General features: G+C 43.0%; 23 protein-coding genes. 15 read left to right on the plus strand and 8 right to left on the minus strand.

Annotated elements, in window-relative coordinates; genetic code table 11:
• Positions 1–135 precede the first annotated feature (135 nt).
• The 3 genes from BCT11_RS17435 to BCT11_RS17445 all read right to left on the minus strand — a co-directional run bounded on the left by BCT11_RS17435 (position 136) and on the right by BCT11_RS17445 (position 3513).
• Complete coding sequence (locus BCT11_RS17435; protein WP_102388854.1) at positions 136–1866, minus strand: ATP-binding protein; 1731 nt, start codon at positions 1864–1866, stop codon at positions 136–138.
• Positions 1856–3043, minus strand: coding sequence for an FIST N-terminal domain-containing protein (locus tag BCT11_RS17440; protein WP_102388855.1), 1188 nt, complete (start codon positions 3041–3043; stop codon positions 1856–1858). Before BCT11_RS17440 ends, BCT11_RS17435 begins: the two co-directional genes overlap by 11 nt.
• Positions 3044–3156: 113 nt before the next feature.
• The gene (locus tag BCT11_RS17445) at positions 3157–3513 is read right to left on the minus strand and encodes a hypothetical protein (RefSeq protein ID WP_038881928.1); all 357 of its coding nucleotides are present in this window, start codon (positions 3511–3513) and stop codon (positions 3157–3159) included.
• A gap of 256 nt (positions 3514–3769) precedes the next feature.
• Between BCT11_RS17445 and ccoN the strand changes: the two genes are divergently transcribed.
• The 10 genes from ccoN (at position 3770) to uspE (ending at position 12757) form a co-directional block, all read left to right on the plus strand.
• On the plus strand, positions 3770–5197 hold the full coding sequence (gene ccoN / locus BCT11_RS17450) for a cytochrome-c oxidase, cbb3-type subunit I (RefSeq protein WP_033006505.1): 1428 nt from the start codon (positions 3770–3772) through the stop codon (positions 5195–5197).
• A 12-nt stretch (positions 5198–5209) separates the two neighbouring features.
• The gene (gene ccoO, locus BCT11_RS17455) at positions 5210–5830 is read left to right on the plus strand and encodes a cytochrome-c oxidase, cbb3-type subunit II (protein ID WP_038872939.1); all 621 of its coding nucleotides are present in this window, start codon (positions 5210–5212) and stop codon (positions 5828–5830) included.
• A gap of 9 nt (positions 5831–5839) precedes the next feature.
• Positions 5840–6016, plus strand: coding sequence for a CcoQ/FixQ family Cbb3-type cytochrome c oxidase assembly chaperone (locus tag BCT11_RS17460; RefSeq protein ID WP_009706108.1), 177 nt, complete (start codon positions 5840–5842; stop codon positions 6014–6016).
• Positions 6016–6990: a cytochrome-c oxidase, cbb3-type subunit III gene (gene ccoP / locus BCT11_RS17465; protein ID WP_038881927.1), complete on the plus strand. Its 975-nt coding sequence runs from the start codon at positions 6016–6018 to the stop codon at positions 6988–6990. Before BCT11_RS17460 ends, ccoP begins: the two co-directional genes overlap by 1 nt.
• Positions 6991–7079: 89 nt before the next feature.
• Positions 7080–7556, plus strand: a complete 477-nt coding sequence (locus BCT11_RS17470; RefSeq protein ID WP_038881926.1) for a FixH family protein — start codon at positions 7080–7082, stop codon at positions 7554–7556.
• A 4-nt stretch (positions 7557–7560) separates the two neighbouring features.
• Entirely contained in the window at positions 7561–9924 is a 2364-nt protein-coding gene (locus BCT11_RS17475; RefSeq protein ID WP_102388856.1) for a heavy metal translocating P-type ATPase metal-binding domain-containing protein, read from the plus strand.
• A gap of 15 nt (positions 9925–9939) precedes the next feature.
• Positions 9940–10104: a cbb3-type cytochrome oxidase assembly protein CcoS gene (gene ccoS, locus BCT11_RS17480; RefSeq protein ID WP_010447939.1), complete on the plus strand. Its 165-nt coding sequence runs from the start codon at positions 9940–9942 to the stop codon at positions 10102–10104.
• Between the two features lie 9 nt (positions 10105–10113).
• Positions 10114–10791, plus strand: a complete 678-nt coding sequence (locus BCT11_RS17485) for a sulfite exporter TauE/SafE family protein (protein WP_038881923.1) — start codon at positions 10114–10116, stop codon at positions 10789–10791.
• 90 nt (positions 10792–10881) lie between these two features.
• Entirely contained in the window at positions 10882–11628 is a 747-nt protein-coding gene (locus tag BCT11_RS17490) for an FNR family transcription factor (RefSeq protein WP_038872924.1), read from the plus strand.
• 181 nt (positions 11629–11809) lie between these two features.
• Positions 11810–12757 (plus strand): universal stress protein UspE, encoded by a 948-nt coding sequence (uspE, locus tag BCT11_RS17495; RefSeq protein ID WP_038872922.1) that lies wholly within the window; start codon positions 11810–11812, stop codon positions 12755–12757.
• A gap of 126 nt (positions 12758–12883) precedes the next feature.
• On the opposite strand, the gene ttcA is transcribed toward uspE, so the two are convergent.
• The 4 genes from ttcA to BCT11_RS17515 form a co-directional block, all read right to left on the minus strand.
• Entirely contained in the window at positions 12884–13777 is an 894-nt protein-coding gene (gene ttcA, locus BCT11_RS17500; protein ID WP_038872920.1) for a tRNA 2-thiocytidine(32) synthetase TtcA, read from the minus strand.
• 198 nt (positions 13778–13975) lie between these two features.
• Positions 13976–14638 (minus strand): DUF2987 domain-containing protein, encoded by a 663-nt coding sequence (locus BCT11_RS17505; RefSeq protein WP_038872917.1) that lies wholly within the window; start codon positions 14636–14638, stop codon positions 13976–13978.
• A 17-nt stretch (positions 14639–14655) separates the two neighbouring features.
• Positions 14656–15492 (minus strand): glucosaminidase domain-containing protein, encoded by an 837-nt coding sequence (locus BCT11_RS17510; RefSeq protein ID WP_102388857.1) that lies wholly within the window; start codon positions 15490–15492, stop codon positions 14656–14658.
• On the minus strand, positions 15485–16282 hold the full coding sequence (locus BCT11_RS17515) for a hypothetical protein (RefSeq protein WP_038872759.1): 798 nt from the start codon (positions 16280–16282) through the stop codon (positions 15485–15487). Before BCT11_RS17515 ends, BCT11_RS17510 begins: the two co-directional genes overlap by 8 nt.
• Positions 16283–16683: 401 nt before the next feature.
• Here BCT11_RS17515 and potA point away from each other — a divergent pair, with 401 nt between their 5' ends.
• From potA to BCT11_RS17540, 5 genes are all read left to right on the plus strand, one after another.
• The gene (potA, locus tag BCT11_RS17520; RefSeq protein ID WP_241909031.1) at positions 16684–17799 is read left to right on the plus strand and encodes a spermidine/putrescine ABC transporter ATP-binding protein PotA; all 1116 of its coding nucleotides are present in this window, start codon (positions 16684–16686) and stop codon (positions 17797–17799) included.
• Positions 17780–18640 (plus strand): spermidine/putrescine ABC transporter permease PotB, encoded by an 861-nt coding sequence (gene potB / locus BCT11_RS17525; RefSeq protein ID WP_038872757.1) that lies wholly within the window; start codon positions 17780–17782, stop codon positions 18638–18640. Before potA ends, potB begins: the two co-directional genes overlap by 20 nt.
• Positions 18640–19410 carry a spermidine/putrescine ABC transporter permease PotC gene (potC, locus tag BCT11_RS17530; RefSeq protein WP_005389180.1) on the plus strand — a complete coding sequence of 257 codons (771 nt, stop codon included), beginning with the start codon at positions 18640–18642 and terminating at the stop codon, positions 19408–19410. The genes potB and potC overlap by 1 nt, the downstream gene beginning before the upstream one ends.
• A 102-nt stretch (positions 19411–19512) precedes the next feature.
• Positions 19513–20544, plus strand: coding sequence for an extracellular solute-binding protein (locus BCT11_RS17535; RefSeq protein WP_038872754.1), 1032 nt, complete (start codon positions 19513–19515; stop codon positions 20542–20544).
• A gap of 243 nt (positions 20545–20787) precedes the next feature.
• Positions 20788–21825, plus strand: a complete 1038-nt coding sequence (locus tag BCT11_RS17540; RefSeq protein ID WP_038875062.1) for an extracellular solute-binding protein — start codon at positions 20788–20790, stop codon at positions 21823–21825.
• A gap of 179 nt (positions 21826–22004) precedes the next feature.
• Here BCT11_RS17540 and cobB read toward each other — a convergent pair whose 3' ends face one another.
• Positions 22005–22736, minus strand: a complete 732-nt coding sequence (cobB, locus tag BCT11_RS17545) for a Sir2 family NAD+-dependent deacetylase (protein WP_038872748.1) — start codon at positions 22734–22736, stop codon at positions 22005–22007.
• Between the last annotated feature and the right edge of the window lie 186 nt (positions 22737–22922).

The following is a 22922-nucleotide window of genomic DNA, read 5'->3' on the forward strand; positions in this document are numbered from 1 at the left end:
ATTGGTCTCCTATCCCTCTCAGATTTCAAATTCAGACATCGGTTGTTAGGTTCATTAAACATAATGGTGATTTACCATAAAATACTTAATATAGATCTTAATAATCTTGCGATTGTTAAGATCTATATTAAGGAGCTATGCAGTTTCTACTAGTGACTGAATCACTTCGTAAATATCTTGCCTGCGAACTGGCTTTGAAATGAAGCCATCCATTCCGGCCTTCAAACACATTCTTTTATCACTCTCCAACGCATGGGCTGTCAGAGCAATGATGGGAATTGAAATCCTTTTTTTTCTGATAAGTCTTGTCGCTGTTATGCCATCCATTACCGGCATTGAAACATCCATGAGTACCATGTCGAGTTCTTGGCTATTTTGCTCCAAGAATTTGATGGCCTCAGATCCGTTGTTTGCTATACAAACATTATGTCCCAACTTATTTAGAATCAGTTTGATCACCAACTGATTTGATTCGGTATCTTCGACAATAAGTATATTCAGAGCCTTCGATGGTCTGTTCGCTTCAATCTTTACTGGGCGCTCTTGGTTACTACGTGTGAGAACTGGAATCCTTATAGAGAAATGAGACCCGACATTTTCTTTACTGCTCACGGAAATCGAACCACGCATCATTTCCACTAAATGTTTGGTAATTGCAAGCCCCAAACCTGTACCACCAAAACGACGCGTGATTGATCCATCACCTTGATGAAATGCAGTAAATAAGTGATTCAATTTTGCCTTTGGAATACCTATACCGGAATCCATAACTAAAACTTTAAGTTCGTTATTTTGTTCTTCGACCGTAACATTAACTTCACCAAAGTCAGTGAACTTTATGGCATTCCCGATCAGGTTGAACAACACCTGAGAAAGCCTGGTGGAATCTATCCAATATTGTTTACTTTTTTCTAATCCGAAGCTTAAATTAAAGTTCAAATTTTTACTGGTAGCTACTTGTTTTTGTTGGGAAATAACAAATGTTACAACATCACTTAAATCAACCCACTGTTCATTTAATTGAAAGCTGCCCGACTCTATCTTAGATAAATCAAGGATGTCACTGATGATCGCTAATAGGAGTTCTGCCGAGCATTCCATTTGATCAAGGACTTCGGACTGGTCATCGGTAAGCATGGATTGGCGCAGTATATCTAACATTCCCAATACCGAGTTTAACGGCGTTCGAATCTCATGACTCATCATGGCAAGAAATTCAGATTTCGATTGGTTTGCCTTTTCCGCTTCTTCTCTTGCTCTGGCGAGTTGAGATGTACGCACGTCAACGATACGTTGTAACTTCTCTTTGGTTTCAATATCTATAACAGCGCGTTCAATTAAGGGGCTAAAGCGTCTTAATGTCTCTTTGTTCTCGATGCTAAAATGCCCTTTTTGAGCACCGATCAATAAGATGATATTTTGGGTTACCTCGGTTCTAATCCCAGTTAAGACAACTGAATTAACATGGCTTTGTATAAAGCTGTTAAGGTTTTCAAACTCACGTAACCTTAGCGGCTCAAACAGTAAAATACACTCACCGTTTAAAGCTCGCTCGGAAACGCTACCCTGTAACCAATCTAAGTTATCGAACACACTATTTGTAGAGATTAAGGTTTTAAATGCGTCTCTAGTATGGTCTCGAGTGATCACGATGAAGTCATCAAAATTGATGTACTTTTTAAGTACGTTGTTAAGGCCGGAAAATATTTCGTGTCGATTTCGAGCCTCACTCATTGCAGAGATAGCAGATAGAATGGCTTTATTTTCATCTGCCAGAAGTTTTTCTCGTTGCCTTGCTTCTTTAAGTTCGACTAACGCTTCTTGCAACGCTTCTTGTTGATATATCTCTAAATATTTATTTTTCATAAGGTTTATGGAAAATCGCTGATGATATCATCAAGTTTCCATGTCCATTTTCACCACCAATGAATCTTCCTTGCTCACCAAATGTGAATGGGCAAATAAAAGGCAGGTGTTCTAATTCTTGGTTAATTTGTTCGCAAACACTGTTTATATCTTGCTTTAAGTGCAACATAGGACCAGCACAAAAGATATTGATCACACCTATTTTTCGAGACTCTTCTAATTTTTGATTAAAAGCGGCATTCACAACCCTTGCAGCTCTTGCAATTAGATGCTCCCTACTCCCTTTCATTAGCGTTAATTGCTCGCCTTCTTCGATAGTTGTGAACAACTCGATGCCACCGTGTGAGGTCTCGCGAATGGGATGGGACAGCTTGTAATAAGGCCTTTCATATAAGTACCCGGCAACACGACCTAACGGGTAAGCACTGGCATTAGTAAACAGAAATTGTTCGTTATCTGGTTGATTATTTTGGTGGTTTGTCCATCTTCGATAAACATCTAGTGCTGGCTCACCGTCAATTTCTAATAAACATCGGTTGTGGGTTTTCGTTGCAGTTCCCGTAATATCCGTTGGGGAATGCCCTGCACTAAACGTAATATCGACAGGTTGAGATGAATAAAATAGTGTTAAGCTAATGCCAGCTTTTTCACTTCCTTGCGTGGTTATAATAGACCAGTTCCCTTCTATGTTATTGTCGGCAGAAGAGCCGCCAATAATGGGAACCAAAGTACCAAACCGCTGATCGATCGCTTCAATTACAGCCTCTTCATTCCCTGGCGTGGCATGTAAAAGAATAAGGTTGGGTACCTCGCCGAGCCGGTTAGCATGAGATAAGGCCATGTTCAGCGCTTCATTCACATAAGTATCGACAGAATCACCACATTTCGAAATTCCAGTACCATAGGAATGTGGTCCCGAATCATAGATAGCCAGAACGGCGATGACTGGTCCACGATGGTAACCTTGGTTGGTCATAATTGCCTGACACGAGCTCGCACCGTGGAGAGACTGTTTAGGAAACAGCTCTCGAAACGCTGATTGAATAGCACGGAAGTCATACTCCTCTGTGTAATAGCAAATGAGGTGAGAGAGGTTCTCTTCAAAGAGTTCCGTGCGAAATTTCTTAATCGCTAAATATTCGTCTGTAATATGAGTAAATAATGATTGGCACTGCATACGAGTTTAATTATTGTGTGATCTTTAACCGTTATACCATTACGACAATATAGCGCTATACAATAAAGTAATTTTTGTATAAAGAAGCGTCATTATCTCGCGTCAGATCTGATTTATAAATGAACTTGGACAATGTTTTCGCTTATTTTGAAATTAATTACTCGAGTCTCAGAAATATCACTCCAATTACTCTGGCGATATTTATCCGACAGATCTATAAACTCACCAGATTGATTTAGATCAATTTTTATACTGCCATTTTCTGTGCTTTCGATCGAAAAGCCATCAGAACCCTTGTTTATCGTGATTTTTTCTGTTCCGATTGTTACATCACATCGTTGTTTTTGTGAACAATCCACAACGCTACTCGTCTCATAAGTAAAGGTTCTCCAGAAAAATGCACCAATTAAAAGACTGAGCATGATTAAGATTTGTGCAAGTCTTGCCTTTGTTAACTTTTGTGCAGCCATAATTCCTAATATCCTTGTTACAAACTTCAAACTTTTTAAATAAAAAATGATTTCCAGAGGCCTAGTAAGGTTACTACTCTGTCATTGAATTGTTAATTCAAGTATAGTGACTCGCTGAAAATGCCACTTTTTATTAAAGTCAGCAATGGAAATAAAGTGATGATAACACTTAAATTCTAGAGTTTACTTGGGTGGTGTTACGACGCAAGTCGTGTTGGAAGTAAAGTGTAGTTAATTAGAAATTGGAAGCATGCAAATGAGCCAAGTAAAGCAGCTTGAACAAAACTACAACTATACAGTCGTTCGCCAATTTACCCTTGTGACCATTTTATGGGGCATAGTTGGTATGGCTGTTGGTGTTTTGATTGCCGCTCAATTAGTTTGGCCACAGCTAAACTTTGATACGCCGTGGTTGACGTACAGTCGTTTACGTCCACTGCATACTAATGCGGTAATTTTTGCGTTTGGTACCAGTGCTCTGTTCGCAACATCTTATTATGTTGTTCAGCGCACCTGTCAAACACGTCTTTTTGGTGGCCCACTCGTTGCCTTCACCTTTTGGGGATGGCAAGCAATTATCCTAGCCGCAGCAATCACCCTACCTTTAGGTTTTACCTCAGGTAAGGAGTACGCTGAGTTAGAATGGCCTATTGATATTGCAATCGCGATTGTATGGGTATCTTACGCGGTCGTGTTCTTTGGAACATTGGTCAAACGTAATACGTCTCACATCTATGTGGCTAACTGGTTCTTCGGGGCCTTTATCCTCACAGTAGCAGTACTTCACATCGTGAACAGTATGGCAATCCCAGTATCGCTTGGTAAATCTTACTCGATTTACTCCGGTGCCGTGGATGCGATGGTTCAATGGTGGTACGGACACAATGCGGTAGGTTTCCTACTAACCGCTGGTTTCCTTGGTATGATGTACTACTTCGTCCCTAAACAAGCTGAACGTCCTGTTTACTCTTACCGTTTATCTATTGTTCACTTCTGGGCACTGATCTCTCTGTACATTTGGGCTGGTCCTCACCACCTGCATTACACAGCACTACCTGACTGGACTCAGTCTCTAGGTATGGTGATGTCTTTGGTTCTATTTGCTCCATCTTGGGGTGGTATGATCAACGGTATCATGACGCTGTCTGGCGCATGGCATAAGCTTCGCTATGACCCTATCCTACGTTTCCTAATCGTTTCGTTGTCTTTCTACGGTATGTCTACCTTTGAAGGTCCAATGATGTCTATCAAGACTGTAAACGCACTATCGCACTACACCGACTGGACCATTGGTCACGTTCACTCCGGTGCTCTAGGTTGGGTTGCTATGGTTTCCATTGGTTCTGTATATCACCTTGTTCCTCGTCTATTTGGTCAAGAGCGCATGTACTCTGTTAGTCTAATCAATGTTCACTTCTGGTTGGCAACTATCGGTACAGTTCTTTACATCGTAGCAATGTGGATTTCTGGTGTGATGCAAGGCCTAATGTGGCGTGCAGTTAACTCTGACGGCACACTGACTTACAGCTTTGTAGAATCTGTAGAAGCATCTTACCCGTTCTACTTCGTACGTTTCTTAGGTGGTTTCATCTTCCTATTCGGTATGTTCTTAATGGCATACAACACGTACAAAACAGTAACGGCGCCTAAAGAAAGCCTAAAAGCTATCCCTCAACCGGCATAAGGAGATTAAAGAATGAGTAATAATTCGAATAATCGCCACGAAATCCTAGAACGTAATGTCGGTTTGTTGGCAATTTTCATCGTCTTTGCAATTAGTTGGGGTGCGCTCGTAGAAATCACTCCTCTAATTTTCCAGAAGCAAACGACGGAGCCTGTAGAAAACCTACGCGCTTACACTCCTCTGGAAATGGAAGGTCGTGATATCTACATCCGTGAAGGTTGTAACGTTTGTCACAGTCAGATGATTCGTCCTTTCCGCTCTGAAACAGAGCGCTACGGTCACTACTCTGTAGCCGGTGAAAGTGTTTGGGAACACCCATTCTTATGGGGTTCTAAGCGTACTGGTCCAGATTTGGCTCGTGTAGGCGGACGTTACTCTGATGAGTGGCATCGTGTTCACCTTATTGATCCTCGTGAACTAGTACCTGAATCAAACATGCCTGGTTTCCCTTGGCTAGAAGAGAACGTACTAGACGGCAAACTGACGCAGAAGAAACTAGAAGTATTCCGCAACCAGTTCGGTGTTCCGTACACGGATGAACAAATCGCGAATGCGGCTAAAGATGTAGAAGGTAAAACAGAGATGGATGCAATCATCGCTTACCTTCAGTCTCTTGGTCATGCAATGAAGTAAGGGGGTTACATGGATTTCGGTACAATTCATAGTATTTATACCGTAGTACTCTTCGCGAGTTTCATTGGCATCGTATGGTGGGCATTTGGTAAGAAACGTAAAGCACGTTTCGAAGAAGATGCTAACTTGGTGTTTGCAGACGAAGAGCAAAAAACGACCCCAAATAACCAAGGAGTGAAGAAGTAATGACTACATTCTGGAGTCTCTGGATTATCGTGATTACTGTCGGTACGCTGGTAGGCTGTGCGATCCTCTTGACTTGGTGCGCTAAAGATAAAATGGGCGTCGAGGAAGGGGAAGACATGGGCCACGAGTACGATGGTATTCGCGAGCTTAACAACCCTCTGCCAAAATGGTGGACATACTTATTTGTGAGCACGTTTGTGTTTGCAGCTGTATATCTAACTCTATTTCCAGGTCTAGGTAGCTTTAAAGGCGTCCTCAACTGGCAGAGTTCAGATCAAACCGTACGTACGTTGGAAGAATCTAAAGAAGCCATCGCACGAGCACAAGAAAACAAGCAGCTTAACCAATATGCTAAAGAGCTTGATGATGCAGATGCTTACTTCGGAGAAGCGTTCCGTGCACTTGCTCATAATGCAGAAGGTCTACGCCCTATCCCTGAGATTGCGCAAGATCCTGAAGCGATTAAAGTTGGTCAACGTTTGTTCCTACAGAACTGTTCGCAATGTCACGGTTCTGATGCTCGCGGTCAGAAAGGCTTCCCTAACCTAACTGACGACGCGTGGTTATACGGTGGCGAGCCAGCAGCTATTGTTACTACTATCATGCAAGGCCGTATCGGGCAGATGCCTGCGTGGAAAGATGCACTTGGCGAACAAGGTGTTCAAGAAGTAGTAAGCTACACGCTAAGCCTATCTGGTCGTAAAGTGAATGCACGTGAAGCGGAAGCTGGTAAAGCTCGCTTTGTAGTGTGTGCAGCTTGTCACGGCACAGATGGTAAAGGTAACCCTGCTGTAGGTGCACCTGACCTAACTGACCAAGACTGGTTATTCGGCGATTCACGCGCTGCAGTAACAGAAACAGTTATGAACGGTCGCTCTGGTGTGATGCCAGCTTGGAAGGACATTCTAGGCGAAGACAAAGTTCAACTTGTCGCGGCATACGTCTGGAGTTTAAGCAACTCTGACAATAAGTAACATTTCAATAACAGCCCCTTTCATAGGGGCTGTCTTTCCTTTAAATTTAAAGCCTTACATTTTTTCATTTAGCTGTTGAGAACTTTTTTATGGTAAAGCCTTGGTATAAACAATTTTGGCCGTGGTTCCTGATCATCCTACCTCTAACTGTGGTGATTTGGACAATCGTTACTGTGGTCGTATTCGCCAACAACTCGGTATCTTTGGTCGCTGAGGATTACTATAAAAAAGGTAAAGGTATCAACATCGACATCAGTAAAATGAATGTCGCTCGAGACCTTGGTCTTAACGCTACCGTTTCATCAGATGATAACACGGTAGTTATCTCTTTTAACAAAGGAGAACTGCCGCACTTCCCTGCGCTAACCGCGACGTTTACACACCGCACGTTGCCAGACCGTGATTTTACTAAGCTTCTCACTGCCGATGCGAAAGGCAACTATCGTTTGACGCAAGAAGACTCTATTCAAGGTCCTTGGTTTGTTGAACTTGAACCACATAACAAAGAATGGATGATTCAAGGTCGAGTTGAATTCCCTGCACAACCAACAATATTAATGAAGTAAGTCTATGTGTAAATCCTGTTATCACTGCGGTGAAGATGTACCAGCCAACACGGATTTCAAAGTAGAAATATTGGGTGAAATTCGCGACATGTGTTGCCCGGGTTGTGAAACTGTGGCACAGACCATTGTCGAGAGTGGGCTCGTCTCCTACTACCAATACCGCACTGCACCAGCTGAAAAAGCAGATTTAGTTCCGGAACAGCTCCAAGCGCTGATTCATTATGATAATGAAGAAGTGCAATCGGAGTTTGTTCGTAATAATGAGAACACCTCTGAAGTCACGCTTTCCTTGGACGGCGTTTCTTGCGCAGCTTGCGCTTGGCTAATCGAAAAGCAAGTCTCGGGCGTAAAAGGCTTAGTGTCTATCCGTGTAAATACCACCACGAACCGAGCTTTACTTGCGTGGGATAAAACACAAGTTCGTCTCAGCGAATTGCTCTCTGTGATTCACAAACTCGGTTATAAGGCTGCACCTTTTGAAGCGGATAAACAAGAAGCCGCATATCACCACACAATGAAGCAATACCTGTATCGCTTAGGCATTGCAGGCCTTGCAACCATGCAAGTCATGATGTTAGCAGTGGCGTTGTATCTGGAAGTTTTTGGCGATTTAGAGCCGGAGTTTAAAAACTACTTCCGATGGGTAAGCTTAATCTTCGCAACTCCTGTACTGCTCTATTCTGCGCTTCCCTTTTACCTCAATGCATGGCGAAGTATTAGAGGACGAACGCTTGGTATGGACGTTCCTGTGTCCATCGCATTAATCTTTGCTTATGTGGCAAGTCTAGTCGCAACGGTGACAGAGCAAGGTGAAGTATTCTTTGAATCCATCTCGATGTTTACTTTTTTCTTGTTGGTTGGTCGATTCTTAGAAATGCGTGCTCGTCGCAAAGCCGCGGCTGCTAGCGGTAACCTTCTTAAACTCATCCCTGCGATTGCCACCACGTTAGACGGTGAACAAATCCCAGTTAAGACACTAAAGGTCGGCGATCGCATTCGCGTTCTTCCTGGCGAACATATTCCTGCCGATGGCAAAGTGATTTCTGGTCGTATCCATATCGACGAGTCTATGCTGACCGGAGAGTCTGTTCATGTAGTTAAGAAGGCGGGAGATGCCGTTTATGCGGGCACATTGAATGGCGAGGAGTCTTTCGATCTCGAAGTGACGAATTCAAAAGCAGATTCGATGATTTCTAATATCGTTCGTCTTCAAGATGAAGCTCAGCATTCTAAGCCTAAAATCGCTGAAATTGCCGACGTAGTAGCACGTTATTTTGTCGGCGCGATTCTAATCATTTCAGCTGGCACGTGGCTTTACTGGCACCAAACCAAACCTGATGATGCGTTCTGGATTATGCTGTCTGTTTTGGTAGCGACTTGTCCATGCGCCCTATCCTTAGCAACGCCAACCGCACTAACTTGTGCAACCTCTCGAATGGGTAATTTTGGTATTTTGCTACGTAAAGGCCATGTTTTCGAAACGTTGTGTAAGATTAATCATCTTGTCGTAGATAAGACAGGTACGCTGACCAAAGGCGACATCGAAATTAATCAAACTCAAACCTTCGCTAGCTTTAACGAAGGTGAAGCACTTGCGATCGCATCGGCACTTGAAGCGCACGCAAACCATCCTATTGCTCGGGCATTCTCAGAGTTTGGTCAAGAAGACGTTACTGTAAGTAATGTTCAAAACATCATTGGTTCTGGCATTCAAGGTAATTGGAACAATAAGACAGTAAAGATCGGCAGCGCTATTTTTGTGGTTGGTGAGAACCGAGATGAAAGCAACGCCGTCTATCTCTCCGTCGACGAAAAACACGTTGCGACCTTCTATTACCGTGACCCGATTCGTAAAGAGAGCAAAGCATTCATCCAGCGTTTTGCGGATGCAGGTATCAAGACAACGCTATTGACTGGTGATTCTTTGCAAAACGCTCAACCAGTTGCTAACGAAATGGGTATTGACCATGTGATCGCCTCAGCAAAACCAGAAGACAAACTCGCGTATCTTCAAGGACTAGATAAAAACGACATCACTATGATGGTCGGTGATGGTATTAACGATGCACCTACTCTTGCAGGTGCACACCTATCCGTTGCGATGGGTGGTGGTACGGATGTCGCCAAAGCTTCTGCAGATATGACCCTTCTAGGCGATAATTTAGAGAAGCTATTAGAAGCAAGATTACTTGCAATACGTACAAGAAAGATAATCCGAGAAAACTTGGCTTGGTCTTTAGGTTACAACCTGCTAATTTTGCCATTGGCAGTTGCAGGTCTTGTCGCACCTTATGTTGCCGTTGTTGGAATGTCTGCGAGTTCTATCATTGTAGTATCCAACTCATTGCGACTGCTTAAAGAGAAGTAAAGTAAGAGAGCTAACATGGAAAGTCTTTACATTTTAATCCCTATCGCCATTGTTTTGGTCTGTGTGGCGGTTGCTATTTTCCTATGGGCCGTTCGCAGTGATCAGTTTGAAGATCTAGAGCGACAAGGCCACAACATTCTTCTCGATGAAGATGAAAAACCAAATAACAAAAAACCGTAACGTTACTCTATGAGTCCAGATTTTATCGGTGCTTTTATGATTGGCTTGGTCGGGGCTGGTCATTGTATGGGGATGTGTGGTGGTATCGCGTCACTACTCTCTATGGGCACAAAAAACACTAAGCCTTCACCCGTTATCCCTCTCTTCTACAATATTGGACGCCTCGCTAGCTACGGTTGTGTTGGAGCAATGGTTGGTGGGGCTATTTCTGGCTTGTCTGAACTGAGTGGATTAACCCAATCATTAGCGTGGCTCCGCTTTATTGCGGCTATATTCATGATTTTGGTTGCTTTATATATTGCTAAATGGTGGCAAGGCCTGCTGATTATTGAAAAACTTGGGCAGTCCCTTTGGAAATTGATTTCACCTGCCGGTAGGAGCCTACTCCCACTCAAACACCCTTTACATGCCCTGCCGTTTGGGTTTATCTGGGGATGGTTACCGTGCGGCTTAGTGTACTCGGCTCTCACTTGGTCAGCAGTGTCAGGAAGCGCATTAAGTGGCGGGATGATTATGCTGGCATTTGGCCTTGGTACTCTTCCATCGATGCTTGCGATCGGATACGGAGCGAGCCACTTTCAGAAGTTGCAAAAGTCGTTAATATTTAGAAACATCTCAGCGTTAATCTTAATAACTTATGGCGTGTATACTGCCGCCGGAGCTATGCGAATGCTCGGTTTCATATAGTATGAAAGTCGTTTTCAATAATTTTTTTGCTACCCTTTAGAAGTAAGCGGTGATAAAATATTGATGTATATCAAATAGTGAAAGGTTGTTATGATTTCTGAAAAACCTGCAACAAAGCGTATCCAATCAGGTGGTTGCGCGATTCATTGCCAAGATTGTAGCATTAGCCAACTGTGTATTCCGTTCACTCTAAACGAGTCTGAGCTGGATCAGTTGGATCAAATCATCGAGCGTAAAAAGCCGATCCAAAAAGGCCAAGAGCTTTTTAAAGCAGGTGATGAGCTAAAATCTCTGTACGCTATCCGCTCTGGCACGATAAAGAGTTACACCATTACAGAGCAAGGCGATGAGCAAATCACTGCGTTTCACTTAGCTGGTGACCTTGTAGGTTTTGACGCAATAACAGGTGACCAACACCCAAGTTTTGCTCAAGCGCTTGAAACTTCTATGGTTTGTGAGATTCCATACGAAATCCTTGATGACCTATCAGGAAAAATGCCCAAGCTTCGCCAACAAATCATGCGTTTGATGAGTAACGAGATTAAAGGCGACCAAGAAATGATTCTGCTTCTTTCTAAAAAGAATGCAGAAGAGCGTCTTGCTGCGTTCCTGTACAACCTATCAACACGTTTTTCCCAGCGCGGCTTTAGTCCTCGTGAATTTCGTTTAACCATGACTCGTGGTGACATTGGTAACTATCTTGGTCTAACGGTAGAAACCATTAGCCGTTTACTTGGTCGCTTCCAGAAATCTGAAATTCTGAGCGTAAAAGGTAAGTACATCACCATCTTAGATCACGATGCATTGATGGAACTTGCAGGCGTTAGCAAAGACTAATTTGCCCTATCAATTGATGTAGCTCGAAAATGAGCTACATCATATTTCTTCTAAAATCCCTTCGAAAGTCCTCAAATTCTTCTTCAAACTGAGCTACAGTAAAAATGTACCTTGTGTACTCCAATATACTGATTTACTTTATATTCAGTATTTGGTTTTACAATAATAAGTGGGCTTAGATATGAGTATATACAGTAAGATCCTTGTTGTTGCTGACATCAATAATGATGAGCAGCCAGCACTTGCAAGAGCGGTTCAACTCGCTCGAAAAAGTGTATCCAGAAGCCGAATCACTTTCTTTCTGTCAATCTACGATTTTTCGTATGACATGACCTCAATGCTGTCGGTCGATGAAAGAGATGCTATGCGTCGCGGTGTTATCCACCAACGTGAACAATGGATGCGTAAGATAGCCCAACCGTATTTAGACGATAGCTTCGACTTTGATGTTTGTGTTGTTTGGCATAATCGCCCCTATGAAGCGATCATCGCTGAAGTCTTTGCTGGCGGTCACGACATCGTTATTAAAGGAACGCGTAAGCACGACGTTCTAGAATCCGTCATTTTCACTCCTACAGATTGGCATTTGTTGCGTAAGTGCCCTATCCCTGTACTTTTAATTAAGAACGCTGATTGGCCTGAGCATGCGAAGATACTCGCTTCTGTTCACGTAGGCTCAGAAAATCCAACACATATTGACTTGAATGATTCGATGGTAGAGCGTCTTAAAGAAATCAGTAACCGACTTGATGCCGACCCGTACCTTGTTAATGCGTACCCTGTTACGCCAGCCAACATCACAATTGAGTTGCCGGAATTTGATCCTACAACCTATACAGACGCTGTACGTGGGCATCATTTAACCGCAATGAAAGCACTTCGCCAGAAACATGGTCTTGATGAAGAGCAAACGATCGTCGAGCAAGGCTTACCAGAAGACATTATCCCAGCAACAGCAGAAAAACTAAGTGCAGCGATGGTGATTCTTGGTACAACTGGTCGCACTGGGCTTTCTGCGGTGTTTATTGGTAACACTGCTGAGCATGTGATTGATAAAATCAATTGCGACGTACTGGCATTAAAACCAAACGGTTACATCAGTCCGCTCGATCCGAATACAGCGACATAACAGCGCTTGTTTTTGAAATGATATAGAAATGAAAATCCCCCACTTGTTGGGGGATTTTTTATTCTGTTCACGGCCTTAAGGGCACGCAAATTAAAAAGGAGGCTCATTTCGCCTCCTCTTTTCGAATTAGATGTTGGTTACATCGATAAACATTGATTCGTCGATGTTTGTCGAAGAGACCACTGCTTCACTGAATTCGTATTCTTCGCGGTTACCTTCACGATCTAGTGGTAGGTTTACAAAGTCGAAGAGTTCACGGTCAGCAAGCTGGCTTGGACTTACGTTCTGGATTGACTTGAAGATAGCTTCTACGCGACCAGGTGTTTTCTTATCCCAATCGATCAACATCGCTTTAATCGATTGACGTTGAAGGTTCTCTTGAGAACCACATAAGTTACAAGGAATGATTGGGAACTCTTTATGTTCTGCGTATTTGATTAGGTCTTTTTCACGACAGTAAGTCAGTGGACGGATAACTACGTTACGACCATCATCTGAACGAAGTTTTGGTGGCATCGCTTTTAGACGCGAGCCATGGAACATGTTCAAGAACATCGTTTCTACAATGTCATCCATGTGGTGACCAAGCGCCAGTTTAGTCGCGCCAATCTTCTCTGCGAACGAATAAAGTGTACCACGACGAAGACGTGAACATAGGCCACAAGTTGTTTTGCCTTCTGGCACTTTCTCTTTAACCACTGAGTAAGTGTCCTTGTCTACGATGTAGTAAGGAATGTTCAGCGTTTCAAAGTAGTCTGGAAGAATATGCTCAGGGAAACCTGGCTGTTTCTGGTCAAGGTTAACTGCGACAACTTCAAACTTGATAGGCGCTGCCTTTTGTAGGTTCAACAGGATATCAAGCATCGCGAATGAATCTTTACCACCACTAATACATGCCATCACAACATCGCCTTCTTCGATCATGTTGTAATCAGTAATGGCATTTCCAACATGTCTTCTAAGACGTTTCTGAAGCTTGTTGAATTCTAGGGTTTCTTTTCTTGTATCTACTTGGTTCATTGCGGGCTCTCACATCGCCGATAAATCGACTAGGGCTTCCTAACTTGGATTTCTATGGGGCGTGGATTATACGAGCTTTTTGCGCAGGATTAAATGTTTGTGTGACGGACTCATCAATAAATGCACTCAAAAACAGCGTCATGAACGTTAGAAACAAAAAAAGAGCCGCAATTGCAGCTCTTCTTCGGTTTCTTATGCTTATTTTTTTGCATTCGGTAGATAAGGTAATACACGAGTCGTTGGTTGAGGTAATGTCATATGACCACCCTCGCCAATTTCACTCATTGCGACTTGCACCTTCCCATTAACAATCGCTTTTTGAGCCCCGTTAGAGAACGTAATAGTATCATTAAGTTCGTTAGCGAACTCCATGGTTACACCTTGTACTTGGGGCGTAAACCAACCCGCAAACATACCTCCAAGATCTTCAAGTAAGGCTTGCATTTGAGGCATCAAAGGCTTCAATTCTTCGTACGTAACGCTACCCTGTAACGGTTCTTTCGTCATGACTACAAGAGAGTAATCACAGCGCGTATCTTTGGGCGTTTGTACAAAGACAAGTGGATTCGCTGACTTTAGGTTTTTATCTATAGGAAGCGGTAGCTCTTTCGAAGTTGGTATCACAAACTCCTCAAAATGCTCTTCCTTTTCCATCCATGCTTTTTCGATTTCACACAATTGTTTTGTATCAGAATCAACAAAGAAAACACCGACTCTAACGTCATCATGGCCGTCTTTAATATTGTTCTTTAATTGCGTGTAAAGTTTAGAATACGTAAACATGTATTCTTGAGCGTGAGTGATAGGCGATGCTAAGATCAGTACCGCACTACCCAGTAAACTTAGGCTTAACTTCTTCATCCGATCCGTTATTTCTTTTATTGTGTCCAGTAAGCGTTATTGTGACGAATCATCGCCCGCAAGTCATTCACATAAGCGATACCGCGTTCAGAATAAGCAAGCAGACCGTGAGTAAGTTCTGATGCCGTCGCCACAGATAACAAATCCTTGTGTTTCCCTGCTAAATTCGCACGAATATCACGTAAATCAACATACGCACGATTACGATTCACATTCATAAAATAGCCATGTACAGACTCTTGTACAGTGTCAAACCTCTCTACTTCGTGCGTTTTACCTGCACCGCGTTTCGCAGGGACGATTCCGCAGCCTTTCTTATAACACCATTGACCAAACAAGTTGTTTGCTTCGGTTGCAAAACGAGAGGTGCCCCACGCAGATTCATTCGCAGCCTGTGTTAACACCAAAGCCTCAGGCAAAACATTCACTCGCTTAAGCATTTCATCCAACCAAGCTTCCGTTACCGTCTCGTCTTGCAATGGGTAAGAGTAAAGTGCAGCCAAGCGTTTAGCATATGAAGTTTTTTCTGAGCTTAACTCGCCAAGTTTCAAAGCCGTTAAGAAGGCACGCTCTTTTTCTATGCGCTGATTTTCTAATGTAATTTTCGGTCGAAGGAAGTCAAAGAACGCTGTCTTCTTATCTTTCGTGTCCTTAATCGAGTTGAAATCAGGAATGTCACCAATATAAGGGAGGTTAGACAAGTCTGGGTGTGTTACCGGGCCGTGTACCACCTGTGAGTCAATCGCATTGCGATATTCGCGGTCGTAGTGCAAATATGGTCCTACAGAAACAAAAGTGGCGGCTATTGTGATAGCCGCCACTCGTAAACTCATTGATTTTAAAGATTTAGGCATCAAACACCTGAGAGTTACCATCGTGATCGTTATCATTTTGCTGTGTCGCTACGATCTTTAACTTGATACCAAACATTTCGCGGTACAGGATTCCCTTCAAATGGAAGAAGAACGGTAGCACGAAGATCAAGCCAATTCCGTAGAACATTGCAGCAATAATAAACATCAACATCACGCCCAAGTAAAGCCCTGCAAGAACAAAAATCTTCTTGTTGACTGCACGAAGAGACAATAATAATGATTGCATTGGTGGCACTCTTTTCTCACAAATCAATAAGATAGAATGACTAAAAGCTAAAGAAAGGTATAACGATAGCAGAGGGAAAATCATCCCAGCTACGCCCTGCAGCATTAGACTAAATAGCGTCGCTAAAATCACTGGCACCGTGAATTGTAGGCCTTTACCAACGTGACGTACTTTTGTTTTCAACCCAGCGACATGGCTCATAGCCATCAAACTGATACCCGCATAAATTGGCGCACTGATCACTTCGTAACTAAAGTTAGCGACATAAATAGCAGAGACGATGTCAGTGGTAAAAGACTCAGGGTCTTGCAACGCATCAAGAATCACACCTGGGTCACCTAATTGAAGTTGCAATGCGATATAGAAGATGCCCAACTGAACGAAAAGCAACAAGATGATCGCTGGCGAGAAGGACAAAAATTGTTGAATGGTCGTGCGCCAAGCCTCACTAAAAACAGCGCCCGCTTTTAGTTCATACTTGCCAGAAAGAGCTCGCTCTACACTCCCTCCTAAATTGAAATCTTTCTCAAAATCGTTGTTCATATGTTATCCAAGGCTAACTTGTAAATTTTTTTCTGGAAAACCAGCCAATTAATAAGGGCGTCATTATAAAGAAATCTTTCCAAGTCTAAAATCAGATCTCGGCCTCAATACTTGCAATATCTTCTATTTGGTCGATAATTAACCACTCGCAAATCTATGAAATTGAAAACATTTGCTGGCGAAATTAAAACCCTACAAAACGATAGCGAAAGCGTAAATACCCCCATAAAAACAGTATGGTAAGGAATGTTTACTTTTGCCTGCAAAATTTTTTCTGTTTCAAGATAAGAAAATGCTTTGATTTCACAATTTTGGTGATTATGATGCGCGCCTCAAAAGTGAATGACTAATGTCACATCAATGGGATATAACCCAATTTGAACGTGGGAGAAATACAGACGTTGAACGCTAAACAGCAAGCAGGAAAGCCAGTAGTTCGTCTATCTGGTATTAGCAAAAGTTTCGATGGCAAGGAAATCATCGGTAATTTAAATCTGGATGTTAATCATGGTGAGTTTCTGACGATTCTAGGCCCATCTGGTTGTGGTAAGACAACGGTTTTACGCATGATCGCTGGCTTTGAAACGGCAGACAACGGTCAAATCGTATTAGATGACCAAGATGTAACACAGGTTCCTGCAGAGCAAAGGCACGTCAACACGGTATTTCAGAGTTACGCACTCTTTCCTCATATGACCGTATTCGAAAACGTTGCTTTTGGTCTTCGCATGCAGAAAACACCTGCTGCAGAGATCGAGCCTCGAGTTATGGATGCGCTGCGCATGGTTCGTCTAGAAAAGATGGCACAGCGTAAGCCACACCAACTTTCTGGTGGTCAGCAACAACGTATCGCCATTGCGCGTGCGGTTGTGAACAAGCCAAAAGTACTGCTGCTAGATGAATCTCTATCTGCACTTGATTACAAACTACGTAAGCAAATGCAAATCGAGCTTAAACAGCTTCAGCGTCAACTTGGTATTACCTTTATCTTCGTTACGCACGATCAGGAAGAAGCCCTATCGATGTCTGACCGTATTATTGTTATGCGCGACGGTGTTATCGAACAAGATGGCTCTCCACGTGAGATCTACGAAGAACCTAAGAACCTATTTGTTGCTCGCTTTATCGGTGAGATCAACGTATTCAACGCAACCATGCTAGATCGTATCGATGATAAACGTATCCGTGCAGAAATTGAAGGTGTTGAATCGGTGGTTTACTACGATCAAGAAGCACAGGCCGGTGACAAACTTCAAGTACTACTTCGCCCAGAAGACTTACGTATCGAAGAGATCAAAGAGTCTGAAGAAAAAGGCATCGTAGGTCACGTGACCGAGCGTACCTATAAAGGTATGACGCTAGATTCAGTTATTCAATTGGATTCTGGTATGCGCGTGATGGTAAGCGAATTCTTTAACGAAGATGATCCAGATGTGGACCACTCACTCGGCCAGAAAGTCGCTATCACTTGGGTTGAAAGCTGGGAGGTAGTACTAAATGATAAGCAAGAAGCTTAATCTTCAGAACGCGATCATTGCCCTAATTGTTGGTTGGTTAACACTTTTCGTGTTGGTACCAAACCTAATGATTATTGGTACAAGTTTCTTGACGCGTGATGAAGCAAACCTAATTGAATTAACGTTTACTTTCGACAACTACCTTCGCTTGCTTGACCCTCTGTACGCGAAAGTGCTAATGCACTCTTTCTACATGGCGATCATCGCGACATTGTTGTGTTTGGTTATCGGTTATCCATTTGCCTACATCGTAGCGAAAATGCCAGAGAAATGGCGTCCGTTTATGTTGTTCTTGGTTATCGTACCGTTCTGGACAAACTCTTTGATCCGTACATACGGGCTAAAGATTGTTCTTGGTACACAAGGTGTCTTAAACAAATCGCTGATGGCAATGGAAATCATCGATAAGCCGATACGCTTAATGTATACAGAAACGGCAGTGATGATCGGTCTTGTATACATCCTGCTTCCGTTCATGATTTTGCCGCTTTATTCGGCAATCGAGAAGCTAGACAACACTTACATTGAAGCGGCAAAAGATCTTGGTGCGAACAAGTTTCAAACCATTACGCGAGTGATTTTGCCTTTAACAATGCCTGGCATTATCGGCGGTTGTTTATTGGTTCTACTACCTGCTCTGGGTATGTTCTACATCTCTGACCTTCTTGGCGGCGCGAAGAACCTACTGATCGGTAACGTAATTAAGAGCCAAGTATTGAACGCTCGTGACTGGCCATTTGGTGCTGCGACCAGTATCGCCCTCACCTTCGCAATGGCTGTTATGCTTTACGCTTACTACAGAGCAGGCAAACTATTGAATAAGAAAGTGGAGCTAGACTAATGGGACGCACAGTTAGATTTAGCTTTATGGCGCTGGTATATGCATTTTTGTATTTGCCAATCATCGTCTTAATTGTTAACTCATTTAATGCCAACAAATTTGGTATGAAATGGGGTGGTTTCACCACGAAATGGTACGAAACCTTAGTAAACAACGACAGCCTAATGCAGGCTGCATGGCATTCATTGAACGTAGCGGTATTCTCTGCAACAGCGGCAACCATCATTGGTAGCTTAACGGCTGTTGCCCTATTCCGTTACTCGTTCAAAGGTAAAGGCGCGGTCAACGGCATGTTATTTGTTGTAATGATGTCACCAGATATCGTTATGGCGATTTCATTACTTGCTTTGTTCCTTGTATTAGGTGCACAGCTTGGCTTCTTTACCTTATTGATTGCTCACATCACCTTCTGTCTACCATTCGTTGTGGTAACAGTGTACAGCCGACTAAATGGCTTTGATGTGAAAATGTTGGAAGCAGCGAAAGACCTAGGCGCGAGTGAATGGGTAATCTTAAAACAGATCATTCTTCCTCTTGCAAAACCTGCGGTAGCTGCGGGCTGGTTATTGAGCTTTACCCTGTCTCTGGACGACGTAATTATTAGCTCGTTCGTAACAGGTCCAACTTACGAAATCTTGCCATTGAAGATTTACTCAATGGTTAAGGTGGGCATTTCACCAGAAGTGAACGCCCTAGCAACGGTCATGTTGATTGTTTCTTTGGTCTTGGTAGTGATTTCTCAGTTGCTAGCAAGAGAAAAAGTAAAGTAGAATCCGCATCCGTTAACATCACGAAACAGAATGGTTACATGCCATTCTGTTTTTCTATCTATCGTCCAAAATTGGACAACGTTTGGTTTGGAGCTAACGTCAATGAAAAAATGGGCTACTCTATTAGCTGGTAGTGCATGTGCGCTTTCTCTGTTCTCTGGTACAGCGGCAGCGGATGATAAAGAATTAGTATTTATGAACTGGGGTCCTTACATCAACAGTAATATCCTAGAACAATTTACTAAAGAAACTGGCATCAAAGTCATCTACTCGACTTACGAGTCGAATGAAACCTTGTATGCAAAGCTAAAAACTCATAACCAAGGTTATGATCTAGTGGTACCTTCCACTTACTTCGTAGCGAAGATGCGTGACGAAGGTATGCTACAAAAGATCGATAAGACTAAACTGAAAAATTTCGGTAACCTAGATACTAACTACCTAGACAAGCCTTACGATCCAAACAACGACTACTCTATTCCACACGTTGTTGCGATTACAGGTCTAGCGGTTAACGCTGACATGTACGATCCAAACGAGTTCCAAAGCTGGGCTGACCTATGGAAACCTGAGCTTGAAGGTCAAGTAATGCTGATGGATGACACTCGTGAAGTCTTCCATATCGCATTACGTAAATTAGGTTACTCAGGTAACTCTACGGATCCAAAACAAATCGACGAAGCGTACGCAGAGCTACAAAAGCTTATGCCAAACGTTCTAGTATTCAACTCTGATAACCCAGGCGCTCCATACATGTCTGGCGAAGTTGGCGTTGGTATGCTTTGGAATGGTAGCGCGGCAGCTGCTCAAAACGAAGGCATGAACCTAAAGCTTGTATTCCCTAAAGAGGGAGGTATCGGCTGGGTTGATAACTTTGCAATCTCTTCTGGTGCGAAGAATGTAGAAGCTGCTCACAAGATGATCGACTTCCTACTACGTCCAGAAATCGCAGAGCAAATCTCGGCTGACACGGGTTACCTGACTGCTGTTGCAGAGTCTAACGCTAAGTTTAAAGACGTTGCACCATTGTTCCCTTCTCAAGAAGATCTTGACCGTGTTGAATGGCAAGACTCTGTTGGTGACATGACAGCGAAGTACGAAGATTACTTCCTAAAGCTTAAAGCGGGCCAATAATCGCTTAATAAGCCATCTAGTAAATGAAAATAGGCAGCAATACGCTGCCTATTTTCGTAATTGACTGATATAATTACACGTTGCTAGGTTTATTTGACACAGCTTCAACATTCTCCGTCGATGAAGACATGATGTTTAACGTTCGTGCTCAAATAAACAGGATTGTGCTTATCGCAACTTGGCTCAAATCGGTATCTGTTACTAGTATTGATTTGACCTGTTGCTGAACAAAACGGAAATAAAATGAAAAGTAAATTCTACGCAAGCGCACTGTGTGCAGCGACGCTAATCGCTTCCCCTGCAATGGCTGCTGATCAAGAACTGTATTTCTACAACTGGTCGGAATACATTCCAAACGAAGTTCTTGAAGACTTTACAAAAGAAACTGGAATTAAGGTTATCTACTCTACGTACGAGTCTAACGAGAGCATGTACGCAAAGCTGAAAACTCAAGGTTCTGGTTACGACTTGGTAGTACCGTCTACCTATTTCGTATCTAAAATGCGTAAAGAAGGCATGCTGCAAAAGATCGACAAAGAGAAGCTTTCTCACTTTGCTGATCTAGACACTAACTTCCTGAACAAGCCGTTCGACCCGAACAACAACTACTCTATCCCTTACATTTGGGGTGCGACCGGTATTGGTATCAATGCTGACATGCTAGACAAGTCATCGGTTTCTAAGTGGGACGATTTCTGGGATAGCAAGTGGGAAGGTCAACTAATGCTGATGGATGATTCTCGCGAAGTATTCCATATTGCATTGACTAAGCTTGGTTACTCACCAAACACGACTAACCCAGACGAGATCAAAGCCGCTTACGAAGAACTGAAAAAGCTAATGCCAAACGTGTTGGTATTTAACTCAGACTTCCCAGCGAACCCATACTTAGCAGGTGAAGTATCACTTGGTATGCTTTGGAATGGTTCTGCTTACATGGCTCGTCAAGAAGGCGCGAACATCGACATCATCTGGCCAGAAAAAGGCACTATCTTCTGGATGGACAGCCTAGCAATTCCAGCTGGCGCGAAGAATGTTGATGCAGCTCATAAGATGATCGACTTCCTACTACGTCCTGAGAATGCTGCTAAGATTGCACTAGAGATTGGTTACCCTACTCCAGTGAAAACAGCGCATGACCTACTACCGAAAGAATTTGCTAACGATCCAAGCATCTTCCCACCACAAGAAGTGATGGACAGCGGTACATGGCAAGACGAAGTTGGTGAAGCAAGCGTGCTTTACGATGAGTACTTCCAAAAGCTAAAAGTAGACAACTAATCACTCTGTCGAAATAGTTTAGAAAAGCGGCTTAGGCCGCTTTTCTTGTATCTGAAGATCGCTATTTGTGGCTCAATCCTTACTGCTCGAATTGCAAAGCATCAGAATACAACGTTTCAAAATACAAAAAGGCATCGAATCACTCGATGCCTTTGTTAAAGAAGGTTCTGTCCGTTTAATTAAGCGCTGGCTTCGTTTTCCAGAGCAAGAATTTCGTCAACCAATTTTGGCACTTCAATACTTGCTTTGCCGTAACGCTTCTCTTCAAACTCACTCTCGACAGCACTTGGCTCCAAGTTAATTTCAATCGTATGTGCACCATGCATCTTCGCATCATGTACAAAGCCTGCAGCTGGATATACCACGCCAGAAGTACCAATAGAAACAAACAAGTCTGCTTCTTCCAAAGCCGCATAGATCTCACCCATGCGTAGTGGCATTTCACCAAACCAAACAATGTGAGGGCGCATTTGCGCTGGGATCTGGCAACAATGGCACAATTCACCGGTTTCAATGTCTTCTGAATGTTCGATGACTTGGTTGGATTCACTGCAACGTGCTTTAAGCAATTCACCGTGCATGTGAATGATATTGGCGCTACCGCCTCTCTCGTGCAGATTATCAATGTTCTGAGTGATGATAGTCACTTTGCCTTCCAACTGCTCTTCTAGGCGTCCTAGTGCGATATGAGCCGCATTCGGCTTGATATCTTCGCCTTGAAGCTTTGAACGACGTTGGTTGTAAAAGCTTTGAACAAGATCCGGATCGCGGTCGAAACCTTCTGGCGTTGCCACGTCTTCTATTCGGTGATTCTCCCAAAGACCATCTTGAGCTCGAAATGTTTGAATACCAGACTCAGCCGAGATGCCAGCGCCAGTAAGTACGACAATATTTCTGTATGGGAAATTCATAACCTATCCTTGTTGCTCTTTTTATTAAGCTTAACACCGATACAAAAACAACAATAGCAATAAGGATTAGACCATGGTCGTAAGCCTGCTGATTTGCCTCTAATTTCTGCTTAAAAACTGGTGACATTAAGAAGATTTTCTACAATAAAAAAGCCTCGCGTTTGCGCTGTCTCTTATACACAAATC

Source organism: Vibrio sp. 10N.222.52.B12 (assembly GCF_002875385.1).
Lineage (GTDB): Bacteria > Pseudomonadota > Gammaproteobacteria > Enterobacterales > Vibrionaceae > Vibrio > Vibrio jasicida.

Coding starts and splice junctions, on each gene's coding strand:
- BCT11_RS17475 (WP_102388856.1), top strand. CDS start 7,561: ATGTGTAAATCCTGTTATCACTGCGGTGAAGATGTACCAGCCAACACG.
- BCT11_RS17490 (WP_038872924.1), top strand. CDS start 10,882: ATGATTTCTGAAAAACCTGCAACAAAGCGTATCCAATCAGGTGGTTGC.
- potC (WP_005389180.1), top strand. CDS start 18,640: ATGGGACGCACAGTTAGATTTAGCTTTATGGCGCTGGTATATGCATTT.
- uspE (WP_038872922.1), top strand. CDS start 11,810: ATGAGTATATACAGTAAGATCCTTGTTGTTGCTGACATCAATAATGAT.
- BCT11_RS17440 (WP_102388855.1), bottom strand. CDS start 3,043: ATGCAGTGCCAATCATTATTTACTCATATTACAGACGAATATTTAGCG.
- ccoP (WP_038881927.1), top strand. CDS start 6,016: ATGACTACATTCTGGAGTCTCTGGATTATCGTGATTACTGTCGGTACG.
- BCT11_RS17505 (WP_038872917.1), bottom strand. CDS start 14,638: ATGAAGAAGTTAAGCCTAAGTTTACTGGGTAGTGCGGTACTGATCTTA.
- ttcA (WP_038872920.1), bottom strand. CDS start 13,777: ATGAACCAAGTAGATACAAGAAAAGAAACCCTAGAATTCAACAAGCTT.
- BCT11_RS17470 (WP_038881926.1), top strand. CDS start 7,080: ATGGTAAAGCCTTGGTATAAACAATTTTGGCCGTGGTTCCTGATCATC.
- BCT11_RS17435 (WP_102388854.1), bottom strand. CDS start 1,866: ATGAAAAATAAATATTTAGAGATATATCAACAAGAAGCGTTGCAAGAA.
- ccoO (WP_038872939.1), top strand. CDS start 5,210: ATGAGTAATAATTCGAATAATCGCCACGAAATCCTAGAACGTAATGTC.
- potB (WP_038872757.1), top strand. CDS start 17,780: ATGATAAGCAAGAAGCTTAATCTTCAGAACGCGATCATTGCCCTAATT.
- BCT11_RS17515 (WP_038872759.1), bottom strand. CDS start 16,282: ATGAACAACGATTTTGAGAAAGATTTCAATTTAGGAGGGAGTGTAGAG.
- BCT11_RS17445 (WP_038881928.1), bottom strand. CDS start 3,513: ATGGCTGCACAAAAGTTAACAAAGGCAAGACTTGCACAAATCTTAATC.
- ccoN (WP_033006505.1), top strand. CDS start 3,770: ATGAGCCAAGTAAAGCAGCTTGAACAAAACTACAACTATACAGTCGTT.
- BCT11_RS17485 (WP_038881923.1), top strand. CDS start 10,114: ATGAGTCCAGATTTTATCGGTGCTTTTATGATTGGCTTGGTCGGGGCT.
- BCT11_RS17460 (WP_009706108.1), top strand. CDS start 5,840: ATGGATTTCGGTACAATTCATAGTATTTATACCGTAGTACTCTTCGCG.
- BCT11_RS17540 (WP_038875062.1), top strand. CDS start 20,788: ATGAAAAGTAAATTCTACGCAAGCGCACTGTGTGCAGCGACGCTAATC.
- BCT11_RS17510 (WP_102388857.1), bottom strand. CDS start 15,492: ATGCCTAAATCTTTAAAATCAATGAGTTTACGAGTGGCGGCTATCACA.
- ccoS (WP_010447939.1), top strand. CDS start 9,940: ATGGAAAGTCTTTACATTTTAATCCCTATCGCCATTGTTTTGGTCTGT.
- BCT11_RS17535 (WP_038872754.1), top strand. CDS start 19,513: ATGAAAAAATGGGCTACTCTATTAGCTGGTAGTGCATGTGCGCTTTCT.
- cobB (WP_038872748.1), bottom strand. CDS start 22,736: ATGAATTTCCCATACAGAAATATTGTCGTACTTACTGGCGCTGGCATC.